Origin of the sequence: Methanosarcina vacuolata Z-761 (genome assembly GCF_000969905.1) — an archaeon.
GTDB classification, from domain to species: domain Archaea; phylum Halobacteriota; class Methanosarcinia; order Methanosarcinales; family Methanosarcinaceae; genus Methanosarcina; species Methanosarcina vacuolata.
Genome location: NZ_CP009520.1, coordinates 2,778,826 through 2,801,169, shown reverse-complemented (window position 1 = coordinate 2,801,169; position 22,344 = coordinate 2,778,826). Strand labels below are relative to the sequence as shown.

At 39.4% G+C, this 22,344-nt stretch carries 21 protein-coding genes and 1 pseudogene; 5 read left to right on the top strand and 17 right to left on the bottom strand.

The window, feature by feature from the left end:
- Positions 1-1,189: 1,189 nt before the first annotated feature.
- Complete coding sequence (locus MSVAZ_RS20895) at positions 1,190-1,411, top strand: hypothetical protein (protein ID WP_048121128.1); 222 nt, start codon at positions 1,190-1,192, stop codon at positions 1,409-1,411.
- 333 nt (positions 1,412-1,744) lie between these two features.
- Here MSVAZ_RS20895 and MSVAZ_RS19595 read toward each other — a convergent pair.
- Together MSVAZ_RS19595 and MSVAZ_RS11560 are read right to left on the bottom strand one after the other, a co-directional pair.
- Positions 1,745-1,982 (bottom strand): annotated as a pseudogene (locus MSVAZ_RS19595) (IS5/IS1182 family transposase); the annotation flags it as partial.
- Between the two features lie 429 nt (positions 1,983-2,411).
- Complete coding sequence (locus MSVAZ_RS11560; protein WP_157206081.1) at positions 2,412-2,729, bottom strand: hypothetical protein; 318 nt, start codon at positions 2,727-2,729, stop codon at positions 2,412-2,414.
- Between the two features lie 381 nt (positions 2,730-3,110).
- Here MSVAZ_RS11560 and MSVAZ_RS11555 point away from each other — a divergent pair, with 381 nt between their 5' ends.
- Together MSVAZ_RS11555 and MSVAZ_RS11550 are read left to right on the top strand one after the other, a co-directional pair.
- Positions 3,111-3,605, top strand: a complete 495-nt coding sequence (locus tag MSVAZ_RS11555; RefSeq protein WP_048121125.1) for a hypothetical protein — start codon at positions 3,111-3,113, stop codon at positions 3,603-3,605.
- Positions 3,606-4,913: 1,308 nt separating this feature from the next.
- The gene (locus MSVAZ_RS11550) at positions 4,914-5,219 is read left to right on the top strand and encodes a DUF3303 domain-containing protein (protein WP_048121124.1); all 306 of its coding nucleotides are present in this window, start codon (positions 4,914-4,916) and stop codon (positions 5,217-5,219) included.
- Between the two features lie 317 nt (positions 5,220-5,536).
- On the opposite strand, the gene MSVAZ_RS11545 is transcribed toward MSVAZ_RS11550, so the two are convergent.
- Together MSVAZ_RS11545 and MSVAZ_RS11540 are read right to left on the bottom strand one after the other, a co-directional pair.
- Complete coding sequence (locus tag MSVAZ_RS11545) at positions 5,537-6,172, bottom strand: LysE family translocator (protein WP_048121123.1); 636 nt, start codon at positions 6,170-6,172, stop codon at positions 5,537-5,539.
- Positions 6,173-6,244: 72 nt separating this feature from the next.
- The gene (locus tag MSVAZ_RS11540; protein ID WP_048123946.1) at positions 6,245-7,009 is read right to left on the bottom strand and encodes an alpha/beta fold hydrolase; all 765 of its coding nucleotides are present in this window, start codon (positions 7,007-7,009) and stop codon (positions 6,245-6,247) included.
- A 312-nt stretch (positions 7,010-7,321) separates the two neighbouring features.
- Between MSVAZ_RS11540 and MSVAZ_RS11535 the strand changes: the two genes are divergently transcribed.
- On the top strand, positions 7,322-8,479 hold the full coding sequence (locus MSVAZ_RS11535) for a multidrug effflux MFS transporter (protein ID WP_232316073.1): 1,158 nt from the start codon (positions 7,322-7,324) through the stop codon (positions 8,477-8,479).
- Between the two features lie 274 nt (positions 8,480-8,753).
- Here the strand turns inward: MSVAZ_RS11535 and MSVAZ_RS21290 are convergent, their stop codons facing one another.
- The 10 genes from MSVAZ_RS21290 to MSVAZ_RS11490 form a co-directional block, all read right to left on the bottom strand.
- Complete coding sequence (locus tag MSVAZ_RS21290) at positions 8,754-9,593, bottom strand: right-handed parallel beta-helix repeat-containing protein (protein WP_232316300.1); 840 nt, start codon at positions 9,591-9,593, stop codon at positions 8,754-8,756.
- A gap of 47 nt (positions 9,594-9,640) precedes the next feature.
- Positions 9,641-9,970 carry a hypothetical protein gene (locus tag MSVAZ_RS21285; protein WP_232316314.1) on the bottom strand — a complete coding sequence of 110 codons (330 nt, stop codon included), beginning with the start codon at positions 9,968-9,970 and terminating at the stop codon, positions 9,641-9,643.
- A gap of 962 nt (positions 9,971-10,932) precedes the next feature.
- On the bottom strand, positions 10,933-11,541 hold the full coding sequence (locus tag MSVAZ_RS11525) for a HemK2/MTQ2 family protein methyltransferase (RefSeq protein WP_048121114.1): 609 nt from the start codon (positions 11,539-11,541) through the stop codon (positions 10,933-10,935).
- 65 nt (positions 11,542-11,606) lie between these two features.
- Positions 11,607-12,443, bottom strand: coding sequence for a 16S rRNA (adenine(1518)-N(6)/adenine(1519)-N(6))-dimethyltransferase RsmA (gene rsmA, locus MSVAZ_RS11520; RefSeq protein WP_084626234.1), 837 nt, complete (start codon positions 12,441-12,443; stop codon positions 11,607-11,609).
- Between the two features lie 219 nt (positions 12,444-12,662).
- Complete coding sequence (locus MSVAZ_RS11515) at positions 12,663-13,385, bottom strand: DUF655 domain-containing protein (protein WP_048121109.1); 723 nt, start codon at positions 13,383-13,385, stop codon at positions 12,663-12,665.
- 355 nt (positions 13,386-13,740) lie between these two features.
- Positions 13,741-14,094 (bottom strand): RNA polymerase Rpb4 family protein, encoded by a 354-nt coding sequence (locus tag MSVAZ_RS11510; protein ID WP_048121107.1) that lies wholly within the window; start codon positions 14,092-14,094, stop codon positions 13,741-13,743.
- Between the two features lie 657 nt (positions 14,095-14,751).
- Positions 14,752-15,045, bottom strand: a complete 294-nt coding sequence (locus tag MSVAZ_RS11505; RefSeq protein ID WP_048106216.1) for a 50S ribosomal protein L21e — start codon at positions 15,043-15,045, stop codon at positions 14,752-14,754.
- Positions 15,046-15,193: 148 nt separating this feature from the next.
- Positions 15,194-16,489: a tRNA pseudouridine(54/55) synthase Pus10 gene (locus MSVAZ_RS11500; RefSeq protein WP_048121105.1), complete on the bottom strand. Its 1,296-nt coding sequence runs from the start codon at positions 16,487-16,489 to the stop codon at positions 15,194-15,196.
- Between the two features lie 129 nt (positions 16,490-16,618).
- Positions 16,619-17,254 carry a tRNA (pseudouridine(54)-N(1))-methyltransferase TrmY gene (gene trmY, locus MSVAZ_RS11495; protein ID WP_048123942.1) on the bottom strand — a complete coding sequence of 212 codons (636 nt, stop codon included), beginning with the start codon at positions 17,252-17,254 and terminating at the stop codon, positions 16,619-16,621.
- Between the two features lie 264 nt (positions 17,255-17,518).
- A complete protein-coding gene (locus tag MSVAZ_RS11490; protein WP_048121102.1) occupies positions 17,519-18,238 on the bottom strand; it encodes an alpha/beta hydrolase in 720 nt (239 codons plus the stop codon).
- Between the two features lie 320 nt (positions 18,239-18,558).
- On the opposite strand from MSVAZ_RS11490, the gene MSVAZ_RS20400 reads away from it, so the two are divergent.
- Complete coding sequence (locus tag MSVAZ_RS20400; RefSeq protein ID WP_156151066.1) at positions 18,559-18,696, top strand: hypothetical protein; 138 nt, start codon at positions 18,559-18,561, stop codon at positions 18,694-18,696.
- 120 nt (positions 18,697-18,816) lie between these two features.
- Here MSVAZ_RS20400 and MSVAZ_RS11485 read toward each other — a convergent pair whose 3' ends face one another.
- The 3 genes from MSVAZ_RS11485 to MSVAZ_RS19590 all read right to left on the bottom strand — a co-directional run bounded on the left by MSVAZ_RS11485 (position 18,817) and on the right by MSVAZ_RS19590 (position 22,198).
- On the bottom strand, positions 18,817-19,881 hold the full coding sequence (locus MSVAZ_RS11485; protein ID WP_048121101.1) for a bactofilin family protein: 1,065 nt from the start codon (positions 19,879-19,881) through the stop codon (positions 18,817-18,819).
- Between the two features lie 663 nt (positions 19,882-20,544).
- A complete protein-coding gene (gene purF, locus MSVAZ_RS11480) occupies positions 20,545-21,978 on the bottom strand; it encodes an amidophosphoribosyltransferase (RefSeq protein ID WP_048121099.1) in 1,434 nt (477 codons plus the stop codon).
- 49 nt (positions 21,979-22,027) lie between these two features.
- On the bottom strand, positions 22,028-22,198 hold the full coding sequence (locus MSVAZ_RS19590) for a 50S ribosomal protein L37e (protein ID WP_080942245.1): 171 nt from the start codon (positions 22,196-22,198) through the stop codon (positions 22,028-22,030).
- Positions 22,199-22,344: the final 146 nt, after the last annotated feature.

The window sequence follows — 22,344 nt, the reverse complement described above, 5'->3', positions numbered from 1 at the left end:
CGCCAGGCCAATAGCTGAATGCTGACTAATCGAACCATGGATTGAATAGACAAATATAAAACATAAAACCAGTGGTGGCTCATTCATACAGCCCTTTTCCAGATATAGAATCAGGGAAATCTTGATTGCATCAGAGTTATAGATGTATTCAAAGACCTCTTCTGCAACTAATCGGTATCCTTTAAAATGGATTAATGAATGAGCCCATCTCTCTTTATTCATCAGCATTAACGCAGTTTAATTGAAAAACCAGTCGCATAAGAGTTTAAACAATATAATTCTGAGAATTTTTGCAGATCTGTTTTTGGATCTGCATTTAATTTGCTTTTCTACAAGCTATCCTGACTTTTCATATTACCTACTTGCTAATCATATAATAGTGTTAAATACTGTTGAGTCAATCATCAAGGATTCATTAATTTGAATAATTGCAACCGGTTTTATACGACATTTTGCGGTTGACTCAACACGACTCAACAATAGAGTCTCATCTTGTTTTCCTAATTACAGCTTCAGATTACAGCTTTAGATTACAGCTTCAGATTACAGCTTCAGATTAGTTTTTTAGTTCAGTTTTAGAAATAATTTAATCGAAAATTAAGTGTTTAGAAGAAACAGTCAACTTTCTCAATTATTTACTTTTTTATAAACACATTAGAGTATTAAAGTTCAAAAATCAGATAAGTAATAGTATTTTCCTCTGCTAAATTCACATGTATTAAACCTCTAAAAAGGTTATAATTGGATAATATAATTTCTTTGTGCCATAGAGACTATATTTTTGAATAAATCATTAATTGGAAGCTTGAAATCCTGATTTTATATAAATTAAAGGAACTAAAATTCGTAAATTAAACGTAAAATTAAACGCATTTTACCGAGCATGATTTCCCAGCTTTTTCAATGACTATTTAATATTAAGGACATATTATTCTATTATGCTTATATAATCTACAATTATATTATAAATTGTATTTTCTGACAACTGAAATTAAATCTGCATCTCTTTACGCGAAGACAGACCAAAATACGGTTGTCAGGAATAACAGTAGAGTTGGCGAGTCGATATATAATTTGATTGGAGAAATACACTTCAGTCTAAAAAGTATATTTGCTCCGATATGTAAAAAGTTGTATAAATTAACTAAAAAGCATAAAACAATAAAATATAAAATCTGGAGGTAGTTATATGGGAGGATTTCCATTCTTTAAAAAGTTCGATGGTTGTGGATGCGGCGGCTGCGGTTGGGGCGGCTTTGGCGGCTTTGGCGGCTTTGGCGGCTTTGGTGGCGGCTGGGGCGGCTGTGGTTGTGGATGCAAAAAGGAGAAAGAGGCTTGCTGCATAACAGCAGTTCGTGCCTGCAAGATTAAAAGCGGCGGCTGTGGTGACGGCTGGTGGGGCGACTGCTAAGAGCAATCGCTAGTCCAATAGCTGAATGCTGACTAATTTAACCACAGGTTAAATAAATATCTATAAAGACATAAAAACCGATTGTGGGCTCATTTGTACAATCCTCCGCCGGGATATATAAGCAGGAGAACCTTGATTGCATCAGAACCCTGATACGTATTGAAAGGTTTTCCTGCAATTAACCGTCACTCATAAGAAAGGACTAACGAATAAGCCCAGTCTCATTTTATTCATCCAGAACTAATAATTCAGTTGAAAAACTAATTACATAAGAACTCAAACAATTTAATTTTGGGCACTTTCATTTACTTTTATTTTATGGTGCTTTTTTTCTTAGCTCTCAGCCAAGTGTTCTAATCCTTTTTATCACTAATAAAGAACGCAGTAATTTTTCCTGTCAAAAATACAGCTAAAGAACAATACTTTTACAGAACGCATCGTATATCGGTGTAAATTTTCCATATTGGACGTTTTTTGGTCACTTTAAGTATGTCCTCAATGAGAGATCTAATAGGCTTAAGTCCCCCCAATTTCCCCACACAGTTAAAAATTTCGCTGCTAGTCTTTTATATGGGCTCTCCGTCATTCCCTGGGGATAAGACGATTTTCAATTCAAGACCGCATTGGTTTTTCTGAAGACATTACGAGGATATCCGCATAAACAACGAAGAGCCACAACGAAGAGCCAAAAGAAGGTCAAAAGGAGTAAGAAGGAAGGAGAAATAGGTCAAAAGGAGAAGGTCCGAAGAAAAGAGAAAAAATCAAAAGAGTAAAACAAAAGTTAAAGGGGCTGAGTTTGTTTTTCATGCATATATTTCTCGGCAAAGAATTCAGAAAGTTTTAGAAGAAAGAGGGCATCCGTCTTTAGAGAGGAGGAACGGAGATAGATGGAGGGTGTTTAAATGAAGAGTACACAGATGCCCAACTAAATATAATACTTATTAATATATAAAATTGAGTTTATACTGCTATATTATGAGAGTTTATTGAAGTACTTAAATTATTTGTCGGGTAAATCGGGAGGATTACTCCTCATTTCTCCCCCAGGAACCGTACTTGAAAGTTTCCCTTTATACGGTTCGAGTGTTTTCAAATCTTTTCTGTACCAGGCATCAGCTATTTGCATAATTGATTTTGTGATTCTTGATAATAGCCAACTGACATTACTGTCTGTAAGCCTCTCACCTATCAGTGTCTTTGAGTACCTTACATTCGTGAGTTTGCTTCGGTTCACACAAGAAAACAACATCAGTAAGTTAGCATTCTTTTGGATCAGGGCAAAGTTTGAACCACTATTCAATCCTTTGCAGATTGACATTCGCTTTTCACTGAATCTTTTACACTCTTTGCCATTGTTGCTCCTTCCGAAGTTCCTACCTCTTAAAGGGAACAAATAGGGCCCATTGGTCATCGGTTAAGGAATTTTCTTGCCTGAAAGCTATCGATTTTGCATTAGAAGCCGGCCTTAAATTTTGGCATATTTACATGAAGTCAATACCATATTCCATTTTCCAGTCTATTACCATATTCAATAAATGTTGTGAAAATTGACGCAATTTGTCATGATTTCTCACTTAACCGAAGACACATGAATACCTTTTTGTTAGGATGTTCCGTTTTCCACAATAAAAGTTGATTAAGAAGCGTTTTATATAATCATATTAGTAAATAGATACATAAAATCACAGGCGAAAATCACATGACTCACGACGATTATATGCTAATTCTGGGATCAAACGTCTATGCAGACCAGGCATACATGGTGTCATATCAGACAGATATAAAAACCGGAGACAGAACAAACCTGTTTACCTTGGAAAACTCCGATGGCAACCTTACTCTGACAACCGAGATCAGGGATGAAAACTCAGAACTCATAGCAAAAATCGACAGGAACGAGCTCACTCAAATTAACAAAAACTTTGATGTGCAGGGAGAAATCGAGACCGAAAATGGGATCACGTTAACAAAAAGGGAAAACGGTGATGTTATTTTCAATGCTAAAATCACAGAAGACGGATATGTAGCAGTGAGCGGAATTTTCTATGTAGGAGGAAAGAAAATTCATATAACTGACCGTACTGTGGAAATAAACGATACTCCCAGGCAAACCATAAACGGTGTAAATGTGCATGATACCTTTTTTGTTGGAAACTACGATATCACAATAACCGATGATGGCTTGAAGTTTTAAGGCTGATAGATAGTTGTAATTTAGGAATAATAAAAAGATAACTTCAAATTTGCAGTTCAGGAATTGATCCGTAATTTCAGTATCTAAATAATGATTCTTGGCAACAAATACCTTGATGTTATACTTGAATCATTCCTTAAAGAGAATAGTAACTCGTAGTGTAACGTAATTCATAGTATAGCTTCTTGTCGCACCTGCGGAAGGGCGGATTTATATAGTGATGTTACACTTACTTTTATCACTTGATTTTGGAACTGAGTCGTAGTCTGAGAGGATAGCTTTTTCAAAGCTACACATCTTGCTTAGTTATTTTTCAGTGACATTACTTGTTGAGCTCATCCCAAAACTAATTTTATTGCCACATTAATAAGAGTTTTAAAATTATTTTTTCAGGATCAGAAGCTCTTATTAATAATCCATAATACGATATTCAGAGAAGCAATTTTGCGTTTTGGGATCCGCTCGTTATGAGTTAAAATATTTTAAGAAAATAAAGTTTTTCAGTTTAAAAAATGTATAGATAAAGTCCTTTGGGACTTATTTTTCAATATTTACTCTCTTAAACTTAAGATAAACCAGTAACATCCCTACGAAAACACCGAGGACTAAATATTTCATAAGTTTATTTGATTGTGCCACCATCATCACCCCCATATTATATATACAGTTAATATGTCGTATAGATATTAAAACCTTTCTATCAAAAGTCTGATTGGGTTATTATTAATCTTATATGTAGTTTTATTTAATATTTTGGAAGAAATCTGAGTTTTATATATGTAGTGAGAGCGTTGTAAAAGTCTAGAGATTCTAATTAATTACATACAGTCATCGAACTTCAATTTCATAAATCGGCATTATATAAAATTATGAAATTTATTTGCTATGATATGGTCGGCTGAATTTTATCTACATTCGGCAGCAAGCACGTCATAATATTCAAATATTTTTAATTGTTATTTTTTACAGGTTCACTTAAAAACCAGTATCATGCGAATTATATATCTGGCAGTGGCGGTCTTTTATTTCACTCACTATTAATATATATTAATTATGTAATCGTTACTAGTTGGTACTTTTTGATTTAAAATGAATCTCAAAAGTTCTAATAAAACGATATAACTAGAAAAATTGAATGGATTTTTATGTCGCACCTACCGAAAGCAGGATTTTAGTTAATTTTGGACTTTTGCGACTCTCTCTTTAATATAATCATTTATCTGTTTACAAAATATTTATAAGTTAAATGCGCTATATTGTACATATAAAATTATTATAGATTACAAGACCAGATCAGGAAATAAAAATATGTTATTATTAGACATAACAACCTTTGACCCTAAGAATACTATAGAGCTATTTAAACGATGGGAACAGGTCGAAAATACGGTTTTTCCAGATGGGTTGAAGATTATTAACCAGTGGTTTGATGCAGGAGGAGGACGTGTAATAACTCTATTTGATGTAGAAACTGTTAAAGATTATCTGGCTTATAATTTGCCATTTACTGATTTATGCCAGATTGATGTGTTTCCTGTCATAGAGGCCAAAGATTTTAAAAATTCCACAGTATACCAGATTGAAAGATTGAGCAGGCCAGATAATTCTCAATAAAGTATGGATATTCTTTACTTAAAAAAATGAAAACCATATATGATTGTTGAAATTTTTGAGTAGTTGAGCTTGAATAGTGAAACTCAATGTTTTCAGTTCTAACTGTATTTTTGTAGATTCTCTTAATGATATTCAGTTCTAACTTTGTTTCTGCCAGAAAGCCAGCCGCAATTAAAAGACGTCAATGTTAATTTTTTTAACGACGACCAGCTTTCACTATTAATTTTCATGATTTAGCATGAAAGTTCTTTCAAGTACTTTCATTTTTTATTCCTGTGATTAGAAGGATTTCATGTGTGTTTTCATTGATTTCCGGTTCATTTATGAGTCAATGCAAGTTTTATCCCAATAAACGTGAAAATTCCTGCTTTTCCCCAGTTGATATACCTGCCAACTCCCGGCTTCTGTATTATTCTCTCACCAACGGTTCCGGCAAAAACCGATACAGCGGAAAAGATCAGCCAGGCCTGAACCATGAAAATGATTCCCAGAAATATCATCTGCATCGGGACGTTTCCCGAATCTATGTTTACAAACTGGGGCAGGAAGGCGAGGAAGAAGAGGGCAACCTTTGGGTTTAAAACGTTCATAAAGATCCCGCGCTTGTAAAGGGCAAAGGTATTGTTTTCCCTAACAGGAGCCGAAGATATTAGCTCTTCACTTTCTTTTAAGGCGTGCCAGGCAAGGTAGAGCAGATAAGCTGCGCCAGCGTATTTTACAATTTCAAAAGCAAGAGCAGACTTATATACAAGGGCGGAAACTCCGAGTGCGGCTGCCGTAGTATGGGCGAGTACGCCTGTACAGAGGCCGGAGGCTGTTGCAATTCCTGCTTTCTTGCCCTGCGAAATGCTCTGGGTAATTACGAATAGAATATCAGGGCCCGGAAGAAGCGTAAGTGCCGCAGAGGCTGCAATAAAATATATTAACTGAGACTGTTCTATCAAGATTCTCACTGTTCCTTTTTTGTTTTTCTCTTTTCCACTTTTCCTTATTCCCGCTTTTCTTTTTTACTTAAATTTCGTTCCTCAGTAAACTGTAAAACCTTTCCTTTGCTCCCTTTCGATCCAGGGTTTGTGCCCGCATTTTTCCAGCAAAATGAACCTGAAATCCTTCAAAACCCCGGAAAGAGGGTCTCTAACTCCTTCAAAAGGATGGGGGTCATAGTCACCATGAATTGCAACTACCTGGCAGCGAATTTCTTTTCCGATTTCGAGCAGTTTTCCTTGGCTTCTCAGTTCACTTACTTCTTCCCATACGCCTTTGAAGCTCTCGTAGTTGCACTCAAGCACCTCATCTTTATGGGGAAGCGGATCATAAGTATCGGCTTTCGAGATTAACTTCCCAAAATTACACAGGGCTTCATTCCGGTTTTTAGCTGAAGGATCGTTCAGGGTTTCGGTCAGGCAAATGAAGTTCTCCAGGTCTTCTTTTCCGAGCCGGTTTATCCGGGTCTTCGCTACGCACTCAGTATATTTTTCTTCGTATGGGCCGCTCCCGATAAGTATTAGCTTTTTTACCAGGTGGGGATGCCGGGCAGTAAAAATAAAGCTGAGCATTGCACCCCAGGAAAAACCAATTAATGTAACCGGCAGGTCGCTGTGACCTTCCAGAACTTCCTTGAGCTCCCTGACCTGCCCTTCAACGGTTACTGCGGTTTGAAGCGGTTCAAGTACGCCTCCAAAATCGGAGAGTTCTCTTGCAACAGGTGCCATTTCCCCCGGAGCTCCCGGGCCGCCATGGATTACAGCAAGACCAAAAGGTGGTTTTCCATATTTTCTCAACTTATTCATGTTTATATAATTTTTCATTATAGTATCCAGTTCTGTTTTTTGACTTTATTATAAACGGGTATCAAATTTGCCGGGCTTCATTTTTACTATCGTAATTGTTATATACAATTATATTCCTTCGGTATTCATACGACATAGTTGCATATGTAACCATATTTTGAATTAATAACTTCCATTAATAACTTCCATTAATAACTTCCATTAATAACTTCCATTAATAACCTTCTAATGTCAATAATGATAAAGGATTTAGCTATGGCTTTCAAACAAAAAACAAACGCTTCTAAAGAGAAAATACAAAAAAATTTGAAAGTGACAGTGCCGCTTCTGGCACTTCTGTCTGCCTTTCCTCCTCTTACCACAGACATGATTTTACCGGCCCTTCCCTCTCTGGCCAAAAGCTGGAACGTCTCTCTATCGCTAATTAATCTGAACCTGGTTTTTTTCTTTGTGACCTATGGGCTTTTCCTTCTCTTCTACGGCCCGATTTCTGACCGTTATGGACGTCGACGTCCTCTCCTTGTAGGGCTTGCAGTGTACATCGTAACAAGCCTGCTAGGTGCTTTTGTGTCCGGTGCACCCATGCTGATAGGTACTCGCATACTGCAAGCTGCAGGAGCTGCTGCCGGTTCCTCTATATCCATGGCAATGACTAAAGACATTTTCGTAGGTCCGGAAAGGGAAAGAATTCTTGCATATATTGCTGTAATCATGGGCCTTGCTCCCATGCTTGCTCCGATCATTGGCGGGTGGATCCTTCTGTATCTGTCCTGGCACTGGATATTCTTAATGGAGGCATTCATGGGAATTATCGCAATGTTTGGCGTTCTCCGTTTTCCTGAAACACTGCCAGAAGAATCTGAAGCTCCTTTATCTCAGGTCATGAATACCTACGGCAGATTGCTGCTCAATCCCTCGTATATGATCATGGTTCTAGTCATGTCAGTCAGTTTTTTCCCATTGTTTAGTTTCATTGCAGGTTCTTCTGCCATCTATATTAACGAGTTTGGCCTTAGCGAGCAAAAATACAGCTACTTTTTTGCCTTCAATGCCCTTGCCATTATGAGTGGGGCCTTCTCTTGCCTTCGGTTAACAAGAAGGGTGAATTCAAAGCACTTGATGACAATCGCATTTGCGGGAGTTTTCCTGGGTGGTATTTTCCTGCTTTTTATGGGACAACATGGTCCCTGGAGCTTTGCTCTTCCCATGTTTATGGTTTCGTTTTCCCTGGGTTTAAGCCGTCCTCCCAGCAATAACCTTGTGCTGGAACAGGTTGACCGGGATATAGGTTCAGCTTCTTCCCTGCTGATTTTCACGTATTTCACCTTTGGAGCTGTGAGTATGTGGTTCATCTCTCTGGAATGGGCGGATAAGATCCCTGTGCTCGGAACCACTGCTGTAGGCTGCGGAGCTCTGGTGTTTGCAGCATGGTTTATTATACAGAAAAGAGGGGTAAAGGGAATTGCTTGAACATAGGCAAGCGATAAAACTTTATTTCTGTGTATGTGCACAGATACATATTACAAAAGACGGTCTCAATCCGGAATGACACCTGCGAGCTTCGGAACTTTGGTTATTTGGAACTTTGGTTATTCTGAACTTTGGTTATTCAGAACTTTGGTTATTCAGAACTTTGGTTATTCAGAACTTTGGTTATTCGGAACTACTGTCTGTTGACCGCCTGAAGATCATGGTTCCTAAATTAGGGGTCTCTCTGTAAATTTCAATGGAAATGTCCATGGCATTATTTTGGTTCAGGAATTCTGATTGTGACTTCAAGATCCACGCCGGTTACGAAAGGAGGTCTGGCAAGTGGAAGATAATCAAAATCGCTTCCATTAATCTGGAATGGCAAATCGCAGATACCATCCGAGTTTGAATCATTTGAGACCTGAGAGAAGCCGGTTCCTTCCGGATCTGCCCAGAAATTTCCTCCCAGGTTTGGTCCTCCTACGATGTTTGTCCCTGGCGACTGTGTCGTATTCCAGATATTTCCTTTAGTATTCTCGGCTTTAACATTTATGCTATTATTGAAGTAGTTGTTATAAATGCGGTTATCTGCACTGTAGTCCAGCAAGTAAATGCCAGATTCGTTACTCGCTGTTATTGTATTGTTAGACAGCTCATTATCGTGGCAGTCCTCTCTTAGAAAAATGCCTGTGGTCCCGTTTGAGATAGTATTATTATAAACTCTGGAATCGAAGACAAAAGTTAGATAAATCCCTTTCTCGCAGCCTATAATAATGTTGTCACGTAGAACGGTCCTTGCCTGAACGTCATAGATGTCAATTCCATTACTGCAGTTTACGATTTCATTCCTTGAGACGAGATTGTTTCCGCCACAGCAGGCAATACTTATTCCTTCACCGTTTGAAACCCGATTCTGGAACATTATATTGTCCCAGCAGTTAGCCCCAATAATGAATTTACTCTCTTCAATAGAATTATTTATCAGCAGGTTTTTGCCGCACCCTTCATCAAGCCAGATGCCGTTGCGGAAAAAAGTATTCTTCAAGACTGTACTGTTCTTGGAGTCCTGCAGATAAACCCCGTACTGGTTTCCGAAAAACGTGTTATTCTCAATTGTGCAGTTGCTAACCTGCTCAAGGCAAATCCCTGCTGCAGGACAACCTAATCCATCCCATTGGTAAATAGGCTTATCTGGCTCTGAACCGGAAGCCTGCCCAGGATTGGAATTATTGGAATTATTGGAATTATTGGAATTATTGGAATTATTGGAATTATTGGAATTATTGGAATTATTGGAATTATTGGAATTATTGGAATTATTGGAATTATTGGAATTATTGGAATTATTGGAATTATTGGAATTATTGGAGTTATTGAAATTATTGGAGTTACTGGAATTATTGGAGTTATTGGAATTACTTCCCATTTCGGAAAAATTTGCAGAACCTGAAATATTGGAGATGCTGGAAACAGAAATGTTGGAAGCCTCACCTGAACCAGTTATATTGAAGCCGCTGACAGTTACATTATCGGCTTTAATCTGAAACACGCTGGAATTTTCATCCCTGGTCCTTATAAGCACATCTTCAGGGTTCTCAAACTCCGAACTGATCTTTATCCCTGAAACATTGACAATAATATTCTCCTGGTATTCCCCAGCTTTTACAATGATTAGATCTCCGGCCGTAGAGTTATTTACTGCAGCCTGGATTGAATTGCCGGGTTCTACATAAATAACCTCTGCACTTCCAACACCTGCTGAATACAGAAATAAGATGGTAACAAATGCAGCACTGAACCTCCATCTGTTATGATAATCTTCGATAAGCGCGATTCCCAGAACAAAACCCCCATAAACTTTATACAGTCCCTCCGGCTTAGAATAAGATAAACTTAAGCCAACAGTTATTGATTTTAATGAAGATAATTTGTTAATATACAGATGAAATTAATAATTTATATATTAACTACTTCCTTGTTTTTAAATATCTCTTCATTGGTCATCGGTTAAGGTTTAAAACGTTAGACACTTTTTAATTTATTATGGGGCAACCAAAATTTAAATTAACTTTGAAAAATTATTTTAATAATTTTTTAAAATTTATGGAGTAACCAAAATCCTTGGTAAAGGAATTATTATTTTGGTATCAACAATCGGTTTTACCATTGATTTATCTATTGCGATGTTTCCTTTTCCCATAAATCAAAAATTATCTCAATATAATTAAAATTTTATTGTTTTGCACAATTTAGAGAGAAAATCTGGAGCCCAGAAAGTAATAAAAAGTCTCAAAAAATCTTAAAATGTCTTAAAATGTCTTAAAACATTTCAAAAAATCTTAAAACATCTTAAAACGTCTAAAAAACCTCAAAAAGTCTCCAAAATGTAAAACGGAATAAAAAACTATAATATTTATAATTTTAAACTAATATTAGTTTTGAGGTAGACTTGGTCACAAAAGTTTACCTTTAACAACGATCAGCTCTTCAAAAGAAACCTTTTTCCTCGCTACAACTTCAACTGCAAACCCCAGCGTCTCCATTTTCTCCTTAACGGCATCCAACCCAGTAATGGAAGAGATAAGAACAAGAATTTCTCCTCCAGGCTTGAGATAATCTCTTACTTCGTCCAGAAACTTTTCCAGAGTGTCTCTTCCGCTAATCCCGCCGTCAAAAGCATAATTTAGCCAGCCTGGAACTTTTTCTTCTTCAGAAGTCGGAAGGTAGGGCGGATTAAATAGAATAAGGTCAAAAAGAGTTTCAGGATTTTTGGACTTTATCCCCCTGAAAAGATCAGTACGAATAACCTCTATGCCGTTCATTTTTGCACAGCGGGCGGCATGGGGGTTAATTTCCGTAGCGACCAGACGAATCTCTTTCAGGTTTGCAAGAAGTACAGCAGATACAAAACCCGACCCTGTTCCAATTTCAAGAATTCGCATTCCTGGTTTTGCTTCTTTAAGAGCAGCATCGGCAAGTAAAAAAGAATCTTCTGCAGGCTCATAGACAAGGTCCGTGTCCCCGAGCTTTATCCGGGCTTTTCTGTATTCAATTTCAACCATAATTTTCGAGTTCTTTATTATTCTTGATTTCTTACTGTTCTTAGTTTTTCAGTGTTCTTGGTTTTTTACTGTCCTTTTAACTCGTTCGCAAGAAGTGATGTCTTTAAATCAATTATTTGATTTGCAACTTTTGCAAGCTCTTCAGGAGTCAAGTTTTCAGCACGTTTACTCATCATATCCTCTGGGAGCTGGGCAATTACTTCTTTAATGCTGGGAATCTCGAGTACATGGTTCATGTTCAGAACCGCATTTCTCAGTTTTTTCCGGCGCTGGCTGAAGACTGCGGCCACAAAATCCATGAAAAAAGCCTGGTCTTTGACTTCGAATGGTGCAGGGCGGGGAACAAGTTTGATAACTGCAGAATCAACCTCAGGTGCCGGCTGGAAAGCATTTTTTGGGACTTTCATCAAAATAGAGGCATCAGCAAAATAACAGGTATCAACTGTAAGGCGCGAGTAATCCTTGCAATTGGGCGAGGAAACCATCCTGGCTGCAAACTCATACTGGTACATGAGAATGCCAAGTTTGAATTTATGGCGAAGAAGCTTGAAAGTTATCTCTGAAGAGATGGAATAGGGAAGGTTAGAGACGACCTTATCAAATTCTGGGAGCTTGATTTTCAGTGCATCTCCTGCAATAATCTCAATATTTTCGATTTTATCGAAACGGTCATGGAGAACTCTGACAAGGACAGGGTCAAGTTCAACTGCGATTACTTTTTTTGCCTTTTTTGCAAGCCTTTCAGTCAGGTTTCCGATACCTGCACCGATTTCAAGAACTACATCCTCAGGCCCAAGCTCAGAAGCAGCCACTATTCTGTCCAGATAGCCTGCATCGACCAGAAAATGCTGATCAAAAGTGCCTCCTTTTATATTATATTTTTTAAGAAGAGAACGAACCAGACTGAAACCTCCTGAGTAAATTGGGTAATTTGCTGAGTAAATTGAGTACTTTGATCTAATACGGGATCTTTGGTCAATAATGGAACCTTTGATCAATAATAGAATCTTTGGTCAATAAGGAATTGCTATAATTTAAATGACGACAATCAAAAACTGAATAAGTTAATTTTGAGAGCCTTACTGGAAAAAATAGAGCCGAGAGAGTTCATCTCATCCGGCTTACTGTCGGCGCGGTGGAGCTGTGAACAGCCTGTACTTGATGAAATCATCCTTGAGTTCCTCTTCAATCCTGTGGGCAAGGACTTTAGCCGGGTCATGCAGGCTTGGGATTCTCTCCCGGATATCCTGAAAACTCTTGAAGTCTCCCTTTTTGCGCTCATCGATTATAGACCACATGAGTTTTTTGCCTATTCCGGGAAGAAGATCAAGCATGTGCAGGCGGGTAGTTATAGAGTGAGCCTCGTTGAAAAACTTTACAAAGCGTACCTCCTGATACCTCACACACGCCTCAAGGATAAAAGGCAGTTCGAGATTCGCTCCTGTCGTAAGATCTAAATAGCCTATTCTCTGCTTTACGTGGTCGATTTCATTCCTGTCTCCCGATCCTATATAAACTCTTGACTGGATCTGAGGAACCACACCGTTTTTGGGAACAAGCTCCATAAGAGTAAATTTTTTATCTCCCACAGCCTGAACAAGAGGCTTTTTTTGGTATGCGGCAGTGCCGTCAACTGATTTCCCATAGGGAAGATAGTCGAGAACCCATGCATATTCCTCTCTGTCCTGTGAGCTTTCCTGGGACTTTCGGGATGAGCGCGGAGCTCTTTCTGATTGTCTCTCGGATTGCGGTTTGCCTGTCGGACGCCTGCCGCCATAAGAAGGTTTTTCAGCAGCTGATCTGCCAGCGTACGGTCTACCTGATTGCGACTTCTCTACTCTCATCAGCACCCATCCTATCAATTAATCTGAAATCCCATGGAAATCTGTGTTCAGGATATTCAAGATATATCTTATCCTGATATGCTTAACTCGGTTCCATCCGGTTTGAAATCTATCCATTAATCGGAACTGCCGACTATTCACAAATTTCTGGTGTTCTATATGTCCCGTAAAACTTTAGACTACCCTGTAACCGACATCCCCGGACTCTATATTTTCAACAACCCAACAAGTCCACTATGTTTGAATTCGGGTCAGGCACTCCCTGACACTTTAAAGTACTCTAAGTTTTGGATACTTCCCTTATAAATAAGAAGATGAAAACTTCTATATAGGTTATTCCCTTTGCGTCTCAGTTTTATTCAATAGCTTCCAATACATAATCGAGAATTTGATCAAGTTCCTCATTGCTCAGGGTATATTTTTCTTTAGCGTAGATTGATCGGATTTCATCCCTGGATTGAGGCAGAATATCTGCGATCCTGATCGCAATTGAAGGCTTCATTTTTTCGAGTTCTAACAGCTTGTTAACCAGTTCCCTTGATTTTTCTCCACTGATCTTTGAGAATTGTTCAGCATGGTGCAGAGCTTTTCTAAATCCATATCCTACTTCAAGCCCCTTCTCTCTGCGCTCTTCGGCGATCCTGTTAAGTAGATCTCTGACTTCGGCTAAAGTCAATAATTCTTCACTGAGGACTTCCTTAACTATCATTGGAATACACTCTTTTCGACTTAAAAGTTGTAACAATTTGCCATTCCCTGCTGAGTAATCTCTTCAGGTCACTCTTCAATTCTCCAGGAGTTCCTGGCAAGTAAATTTCTGCCTGTCAGCATCCGGAAATCTGAACTGGCCTCGAGATAGATTGCTTAACTCTTTTCATGTATAGGCCTTCTTCAGATTGCCGTTATGCACGAAATTCGATCGTATTTAATAATAATCTGAAATTGTTCCGAATAATCTTTTCCTTATCTGGATCGGTATATGTCTGACAACCGATATATAATTATAGATAGTCCCATCTCGAGATAAGAGATATCTATATCGGGATAAGAGACCATCATCTCAGGATAAGAGATCACCATTTCGTGATAAGAGATCACCATTTCGTGATAAGAGATCACCATCTTGAGATAATAAACCATTATATAGGGATAAGAGACAAGTTTTTAAAATCAGTTTTCTTTAAGTCCCCTCTCCCTTTAAGCAGTTATCCAGGAGTCATTGAGTTTCTTACATTTAATTACAGACCCAGCCCTTACAAATTACTGAAAACCCCTAGCAAGAACCTGATCCTACGGTAAATGCCTGCATACTGTAAACTCAGATAAAATGGGTTAGGTTTTACAACCTAACTGCCTGGAATGGGAATTAATACTTCTGCGGTTTAAGGTGCTGAGGGAGGGAAATAACTTCCTTCATCGCATTTCCATTGCGGACTTCAAGAATGTACGAACGACCGCGCTGTCCGAGTATCTTTCCGGTAGAACCCTGGAACTTCGGATTGGGCATACCTTTCTGAACACTCGGATCAATGTCAATGTGGACCATTTGTCCTTCTTCGAATTCCTGAATTGCCTTGCTTACAGGGGAAATCCCTCTTTCACGAACTGTCTTCTGTAGTTTATACCTTGTGCAGCGTTTTTCGCCGTGGGAATTTGTCATCGCATGTTCCTCCTTAGAATGCTCGATTAATTAGTCTATAGTATATACAGTTTTTCTCTAGATAAGATGGATATTATTTAAATAAGACGTTTCGTCAGGCAGTATTTTCCTGACTCTATATATTAAATAACGCTGATTCAGATTGAGTTTAAATATCAACGTTGACCACATCAAGATCTTCCACAAGCGCAGGAATCCCTAAAAGTCCGCTCAGGCTCGGGTTTGTCCTGCCCTCATCTCCGGAAACAAGCTCTTTTACATACAGCCCGCCTTCGCAGTTTACTGTTATGTAAGCGTAACCTTCGTCTGTTAGTTCGTCAAGCTTGATACGGTGCACATGCCTTTTTCTGACAAGGTCAGCCCGCCTGTGAACTACCCGCGTTGGAGTCTGCTGTGAGATCTCTATGTCACTCAAAGCCTCAAGGCTGGATTTAAGCTTTTCCTCCGAAACAGGCTCTTTAAATGTAACTTTAAGCTTATAAGTTTTATCCGCCTTTGAGCTTTTCAAGGTCTCAATCATATCCTTTCCAGCGAAAGAAAACTCTCTTACCTCAACTTTTCCGGCAGCTTTCTCATTAATATTTCGCATAAGTTCTTCAAGGTCTGTGCTTCGCTTTACAGGAGATTTTGCTTCTACTACAAAAGGCCTGCCACTTCCCAGCATCAGGGCATCGATATCTTCCCTGCCCGAACCATGAAAAGCCGTATCAACTGCTTGGAAAGCCTCAACTACAGGCCCTTTTATGAGCTCATCTACGGATTCCTGATACTGTTTCCCTGTAAAATTACAGCGCTCACATCCTTTTCCCTTGCATTTCCTGCAAGGCCAGCGTGTCTGAGGAATTCCCCTGATAAGTTTGCGGTAGCGCCCTAGAATATATACCGAGCGGAGCTGGAGATCAAGCTCGTTTTTTCCAAGGTCAAGGGTAATTGTAATATCAGGGTTTTCGAAATCCACGTCTTTATGGACTTTCTCTGATATCCGCTTGCCAACTTCCCTATTAAGCTCGGTCTTAAGCTGTTCGGCATATGCAGTCCCAGCCTCAGCCCAGAGCAGCTCCTCGTTTTCACTAAGAAGCCCGCTGACCTTTGTGCCTACAAGAAAGGTAGAATATTCAAGCCCTTCAAGGGTTTTTGCAGCTTCATCGGCCCATTCATCCAGCTTTTTAAACTGGTCAAGGCAGACCCAGCACTGTTCATCTTCGCTTTCTGTTCCTAGAGCCTTTCTCGCAAATACACTGCAAGGAGCAAGTTCTTTGAGAAGAGACTCATCGTTTTCAGCTTTATAGATCCGGTCCCCTTCCAGGACAAGGGCGAGTTTCAAGGCTTGCCCACGTTCTCTATTGCTCAGGCCTGTGGATAATTTTGCAAACTGACGGCCCAGACAGTTGTCACATATCGGGCCTTCATGCAAAATCTTTTTTGAAATATCGAGTACGTCCATTTTCTTTCACTTTCTTTAAGCTTTTTTCGGGAAATTGACCTGGGAATGAGTGACAAAATTAAGGGATAAGTATGAGATGAAAGCTCCTTATCACTTAATATTTCTGGTCATCATTAAATCTGTCACCACTCAATCTTCAACCCTGCTGTCAGCTTCTCCGGGGATCTCTCCTCTTTCAGCTTCAGCTCTGTCAAGTTCATTGTGTATAAGGGTTATGCAGTGATTAGAATGGAGAGAAAGAGGACCTACCGAGATAATTTTCACCCCTGCCTTAAGGAGCTGTGCTTCCTCTTCTTCGGTAACTCCTAAATGGTCTCCCAGGATGAAGACTGGGTCGCGGATTTCACTTGCAATTGCCCTGATATCCTCTCCATCTTCTCTCAGATAGAGCAGGGGGCGTCCTTCAAATTCCGAGAGCAGGGAATCGAGATCTCCTTTGCGAACCCAGACGCCTGGAGTGGAACGGATATCCTGTTCGCTTGCGTCTTTTTGAAGGGCTTTCTGGATAAGCGAACCGCTGCTTCGCTCGTCCGGGTTAAGGTATCTCAGGTGTAGTCCTTCAAACCTGAGGATTTTTCCGGGATTGGGTTCTCCCAGAAGGAGCAGGTGCACATTTACATCCCTGCGCATTCCGAAAGAGAGAAAAAGGGCAGAACTCACGCAGCGGCAAAGGATATCCATTCTTCCTGCAGAACCTGGAAGGTCATTTAATGTAAAGTCGCCGCTTGTGTTTGCTTTATGCCCTATAATAACAATATCGCGCATGGGCACTATATTTACGCAAGAGGTATAAAAGATATACGTAAGCTTTTGGTCGTCCACCAATACCTGATTGATGTTTTCATGGCATAGTCTCAAACATGGCTTTGCTTGCGTTTATGTATTCACACAGCAGACCGGCCACAGCAGTGCTAAAAATGTAGGAAAGGAATAGCTGTACACTGTATTTCGATTATTTTGGATTAATATCAATCAACAAACGATGGACTACCAAAATATTTGAATTTATATTTTTGTCATTCCTGAGTTTTACAGCAGATTTTCATCTACCCATCTATCAAATATCTTCAATTGCTCTTCCGTATGGAAGTAATGCTCCCCGTGGTCCAGGACTTTAATTGTTGAGTGATACCTCGCTGCAAATGCTGAAATCTCGTCCCAGTCAGACAGATTATCGTTAGAACCATACAAAATGGCAGTAGGTACTTTCCATTCAAAACAAATAGGGTTTTCTTTTACGTAGCAATAATAATTCCATTCCAATGTCTGTCCGATTGGCAACCGGATTTCATGCTCTGCTTTTAGTCTTTCTTCACTTACCTGGAAGCCTTTCATCATATTGCGTATGATGCATTCCATATTGACGACGGGCGAGAGAAACAAACTTTGCTTTATGTTAAGGTCATGATAGGCAAGCAGACTGAAATAAGCTCCCATGCTGCACGCAAACAAAGAAATTTCAGATGCAAGTGACTTTGCATATTCATAAACAGCAGTCAGATCACTTACGCAATTTTCAGGAATACAGGCATATTCCTCATTTGCACGTTCACCATGCATGGGCAGGTCAAAGCTTAATGCCTGGTAACCTTTTTCAACGGCTTTTTGTGCCATCATGGAAATTACGGTGTCTTCTTTATTAGAAAGGTTGCCATGAACTTCAATCAACAGCTTTTCACTCTGCTTTCCCCACAGGATGGCAGGAATATGAATTTTATTATTTGAGATATAAAAATGCCTTTTTTCCATTCTCTCACCCATCTCTGAGCAAAAAATAAATTTAATTCGCATTCATTCGACTAAGTTCCAAAATTTGGTGATAAAAGTTAGTGTAACATCACTATATAAATTTATAGTTTTATAATTATATAATAGTGTTGTGACACATATAACGGCAACTATAGTCACAAGGCTAAATAATGCAAATATTCAATGAGGTGCAATGAAGGTTTTTGTTGCAACAATTACAGGCGTGACTATGTGTATTCTCTTCAAATTAAATGGGTTTCCAACCACAGAAAAAATATAATAATATTTCCATTTCCTCTTCTCATATCTTGGAGTAAAAAATGGAACTTGAAGCTTTAAAAAAAGTGCTGGCTTCACTGGACATCAATCCTGATGAAATTAAAGATGAAAGATATGCCAAAGTTCCTTCAAATTCCTCTATTTTCTCCAAATTTTTTGATTCCCTCCAAATTTTTTGATTCCCTCCAAATTTTTTGATTCCCTCCAAATTTTCTGTTTTTCTCAAGTTTTTTGAAAATCTGACTGAAATCACCTGCACGAGAAAATTGAAATTTCACTCACTTGAAAAGTCCGCCAGTTTAATCAGTTGGTCTGGCGCGAGTCGCAAGCCAAACTACTATTGCCCCTAACCCAATAATGAGGGCAATAAAACGTATAAGCCCTCCCAGGAAAGGAATTTCGTATATAATTGCAAATAGGACTGCCCCAACAAGATAGTACATCAGTTTTCCCGCTTCCTTTTTTAATATTTTATTATAGATTATCTCGCCTGCAAGCAGTTTCACCGGCACTGTCGCGATAAGGAGTGCAAGTGCCAGAAGCAGGATAATCAGGATCGAAAGGCTCCACCCAAAGAAAGTAATAAGCAGGATTATTGAGAGCACTGGAAGGAAAATTAGAGTTAGAAAACCCAGTAATCCTGCCTTAAGAGGTGAATCTTTTACTAGTTCCGCAAGCCCGCCTACGAAACCCGGGAAAAGGTGGATAAGGATCAGGCCCAGAGCCAGGGACGCGAGCAATCTCAGGATGAAGGAGAAAATGCTAAATCCTTTGGTAACACTTTCATAACTTTCTTCCTTTGCATTTACCTGCGTAATATTCAGGTTTCCACCAACCTTATCGTTCAGATTGGGTGGATAATTATCGGCTTGAAGTGCAAGATTTCCTTTAAGCTCGAAGTCGTCTCCGGTTTTGAGGGTGCTCGTTGAGACTTCCCCATTTCCGTTAACTATCCCGTCAAGCGTTACTTCCCCTCCGCCAAGTAGAATATCCCCTTCAACCACGCTGTCCCGGGAAAGAATGATCTGACCGCCGAGTGCTGCTACATCTCCACCTACATTTCCGTTTATCCGTATGGAGCCTCCTAGTGCGAGAATGTTTCCTGAAACATTTCCATTAACAATTATATCCCCGCTTGCACCCAGGAAATTACCTCCTGTGTTCCCGTTTACTTCGATTTGAGACCCTGCAAGCACCAGGTCTCCCTGAATGTCCTGGTTGATCTGAAGGTCCTCACCACCCCCAAAGGCATTTCCTGAGCTTGTATGTTTAAGAAAGTTCTCATCGGCAGCTACTGCTGAATAGGGCAGTACAATAAAAAGTATTATAAATAAAATAAGACCTGATACCAGCTTCTTTTCCATAAATCAACCCTCTTTGTATTTTTGCTCAATTTTGCATTTAATTGTTTCCTTTAATTATAAAAAATCTCTAAAACCGGTTGTCTCAAAACTCGACCCATTTCTACAATTGGATAATTGAAATTGTTGACTTTAAATTCAGATCGAAAATTATTCTGAAATTCAGATATTTATTTGCCTCGAATTAGACTCAGTACCAAAATCTAGTGATGAATGTAAAGTTCAAAATCATTGGACCTTGTAATTAATCACAATCCTTGTGATACGACTTAAGAATTGAAGTCTTTAGATATCGAATATTGGTTTTGATGATAACTGGATTCTTCTTGCGAATTCAGATTTTCAATCCAAAAATGCAAAAATCACTAGATTTTGGAACAGAATCTCGAATTATAGTACATTATCCTATTTGTAAAATTATGTGTAGTTTTGAGACAGCTTGAAAAAATATATTTTAGTAATATCGTAGATGTCGTGTGTGAGTTTTTGAAAAACAACATAATAGATAGTGATAATTCAAAAAGAGTAGTGGAAAATCAAATAGATAGTGATAATTCAAAAAGAGTAGGGGTAAATCAAATAGATAGTGAAAGAATTTAAAAATACAGTGATAAATCAAAAAGAATAGTGAAGAAAGTTCCTTATGAATTGACTGGGAAGAGCCGTTCAGGAACTTTCCGGTTTATTATCAAAATCATCCAGACGTGTCTGTTTCCTTGTGCAATTTTCTCCAGGGATTTCTACAGGATACTCTCCTGTGAGACAACCAAGGCACATGTCACTCTTATCGCACTCAAGAGCCCTCATAAGTCCGTCAATACTCAGATATCCGAGGGAATCCGCATTAATTAGGCTTTCAACCTCTTTTACGGTTTTATAAGAGGCGATAAGTTCCTGCCGGGTAGCCATATCTATGCCCAGATAGCAAGGAGCAATAATTGCGGGACTTCCTACTCTTGAATGAATTTCTGACGCACCTGCCCTGCGGACCATATCTATAATCCGCCTGGAGGTTGTACCTCGGACAATGCTGTCATCAACCAGAACGACACGTTTGCCTTTGACATTATCCTGGATAGCATTCATTTTAAGCCGGACTGCGGTTTCACGCAATTCCTGGCCAGGCAGGATAAATGTACGCCCTATGTAACGGTTCTTCATCAGGCCTTCGAGGTATTTAGTACCTGATTCCCTGGCATAACCAATTGCCGAAGTAATCCCAGAGTCCGGAACAGGAGAAACAATGTCAGCCTCTACCGGATGCTCTCTGGCGAGTTCCCTTCCAATATTTTCCCGCACTTTGTAGACCAGTTTTCCATCAATAATGGAATCAGGCCTTGCGAAATAAATGAACTCAAACACACAATGAGCAGGATGAGGCTCGTTTCCTATCTGGCAGCTCTCAAAGCCGTCGCCCGTAAAGACTATTACCTCACCTGGCCGCACATCTCTGATAAGGGTGCCGTTAAGGGTATCAAGGGCTACGCTTTCCGAGAAAACTGCGTATCCGCCATCGACTTTTCCGAAGCAAAGCGGCTTAAGACCGAGAGGATCCCGCACAGCATACAGAGCACCGCCAATATGGATAACCAGAGAATAGGAACCGACAAGCTTGCGCATGACATTCCGGATAGATTCTATGGGGTCGTGTTTTATCAGTTCTTTTACAAGAAGGTGGCCGATAACTTCGGTATCGGAATCACTGATAAAAATACGGCCTTCACACTCAAGTTCATCCTTGAGCTTTCTGGCATTAACAAGGTTCCCATTATGGGCAATTGCAACTGCTCCTCCTTTGAAATTCAGGATAAAGGGCTGGCAGTTTTCTATTTTTGATCCTCCGGTAGTTGAGTAGCGGACATGCCCTACTCCTACATTTCCGATCAGGTGCCCCAGAGAATCTTTGTTATATACATCAGGAACAAGACCCATGCCTTTAATGGAATGAGAGGATGTACCGTCATATACCATTATGCCAGTGGATTCCTGTCCCCTATGCTGGAGGGCATACAAGGCGTAATACAGCTTGAATGCGACAGTATTGGATTGAGGCCTGTCGCCTGGTAGAATTATGCCTGCAACGCCACATTCTTCTTTCAATTTCGACCTCCGGTGAAGGTAAAAAATAGAGAAAGTGGAACAGACAGGTTTAATACTTGCACTTTGCCTGCCACTTGTAAGCTCTTATTCGAGATGTTTTTCCAAAACCACATGAAGTACACTGTTTTGTATGCACGTTGAAAGAAACACTCCCACAGCGCCTGCATTTAGCATGTGTGCGTTTCTGCCTTTTTCCCATTGATGCCGTACCTTTACTCATTCCTAAATCTCCTGATAAAATTAATTTGTTAGAGCAGTATTCGATAATCTGAAGCGATTCTATTCATCTGAATTTACTCTCTGCGGCCAGTCACAATAAGTCCTGGTCATCGAGGTTTTACGATAATAGATGAAGTGCTTGATATA

What these genes read in the sequence shown, in the direction of transcription:
- MSVAZ_RS20895 (WP_048121128.1), top strand. Translation starts at nt 1,190, where the DNA reads ATGGGAGGATTTCCATTCTTTAAAAAGTTCGATGGTTGTGGATGCGGC.
- MSVAZ_RS11560 (WP_157206081.1), bottom strand. Translation starts at nt 2,729, where the DNA reads ATGTCAATCTGCAAAGGATTGAATAGTGGTTCAAACTTTGCCCTGATC.
- MSVAZ_RS11555 (WP_048121125.1), top strand. Translation starts at nt 3,111, where the DNA reads ATGACTCACGACGATTATATGCTAATTCTGGGATCAAACGTCTATGCA.
- MSVAZ_RS11550 (WP_048121124.1), top strand. Translation starts at nt 4,914, where the DNA reads ATGTTATTATTAGACATAACAACCTTTGACCCTAAGAATACTATAGAG.
- MSVAZ_RS11540 (WP_048123946.1), bottom strand. Translation starts at nt 7,009, where the DNA reads ATGAATAAGTTGAGAAAATATGGAAAACCACCTTTTGGTCTTGCTGTA.
- MSVAZ_RS11525 (WP_048121114.1), bottom strand. Translation starts at nt 11,541, where the DNA reads ATGGTTGAAATTGAATACAGAAAAGCCCGGATAAAGCTCGGGGACACG.
- MSVAZ_RS11515 (WP_048121109.1), bottom strand. Translation starts at nt 13,385, where the DNA reads ATGAGAGTAGAGAAGTCGCAATCAGGTAGACCGTACGCTGGCAGATCA.
- MSVAZ_RS11510 (WP_048121107.1), bottom strand. Translation starts at nt 14,094, where the DNA reads ATGATAGTTAAGGAAGTCCTCAGTGAAGAATTATTGACTTTAGCCGAA.
- MSVAZ_RS11505 (WP_048106216.1), bottom strand. Translation starts at nt 15,045, where the DNA reads ATGACAAATTCCCACGGCGAAAAACGCTGCACAAGGTATAAACTACAG.
- MSVAZ_RS11500 (WP_048121105.1), bottom strand. Translation starts at nt 16,489, where the DNA reads ATGGACGTACTCGATATTTCAAAAAAGATTTTGCATGAAGGCCCGATA.
- trmY (WP_048123942.1), bottom strand. Translation starts at nt 17,254, where the DNA reads ATGCGCGATATTGTTATTATAGGGCATAAAGCAAACACAAGCGGCGAC.
- MSVAZ_RS11490 (WP_048121102.1), bottom strand. Translation starts at nt 18,238, where the DNA reads ATGGAAAAAAGGCATTTTTATATCTCAAATAATAAAATTCATATTCCT.
- MSVAZ_RS20400 (WP_156151066.1), top strand. Translation starts at nt 18,559, where the DNA reads ATGGAACTTGAAGCTTTAAAAAAAGTGCTGGCTTCACTGGACATCAAT.
- MSVAZ_RS11485 (WP_048121101.1), bottom strand. Translation starts at nt 19,881, where the DNA reads ATGGAAAAGAAGCTGGTATCAGGTCTTATTTTATTTATAATACTTTTT.
- MSVAZ_RS19590 (WP_080942245.1), bottom strand. Translation starts at nt 22,198, where the DNA reads ATGAGTAAAGGTACGGCATCAATGGGAAAAAGGCAGAAACGCACACAT.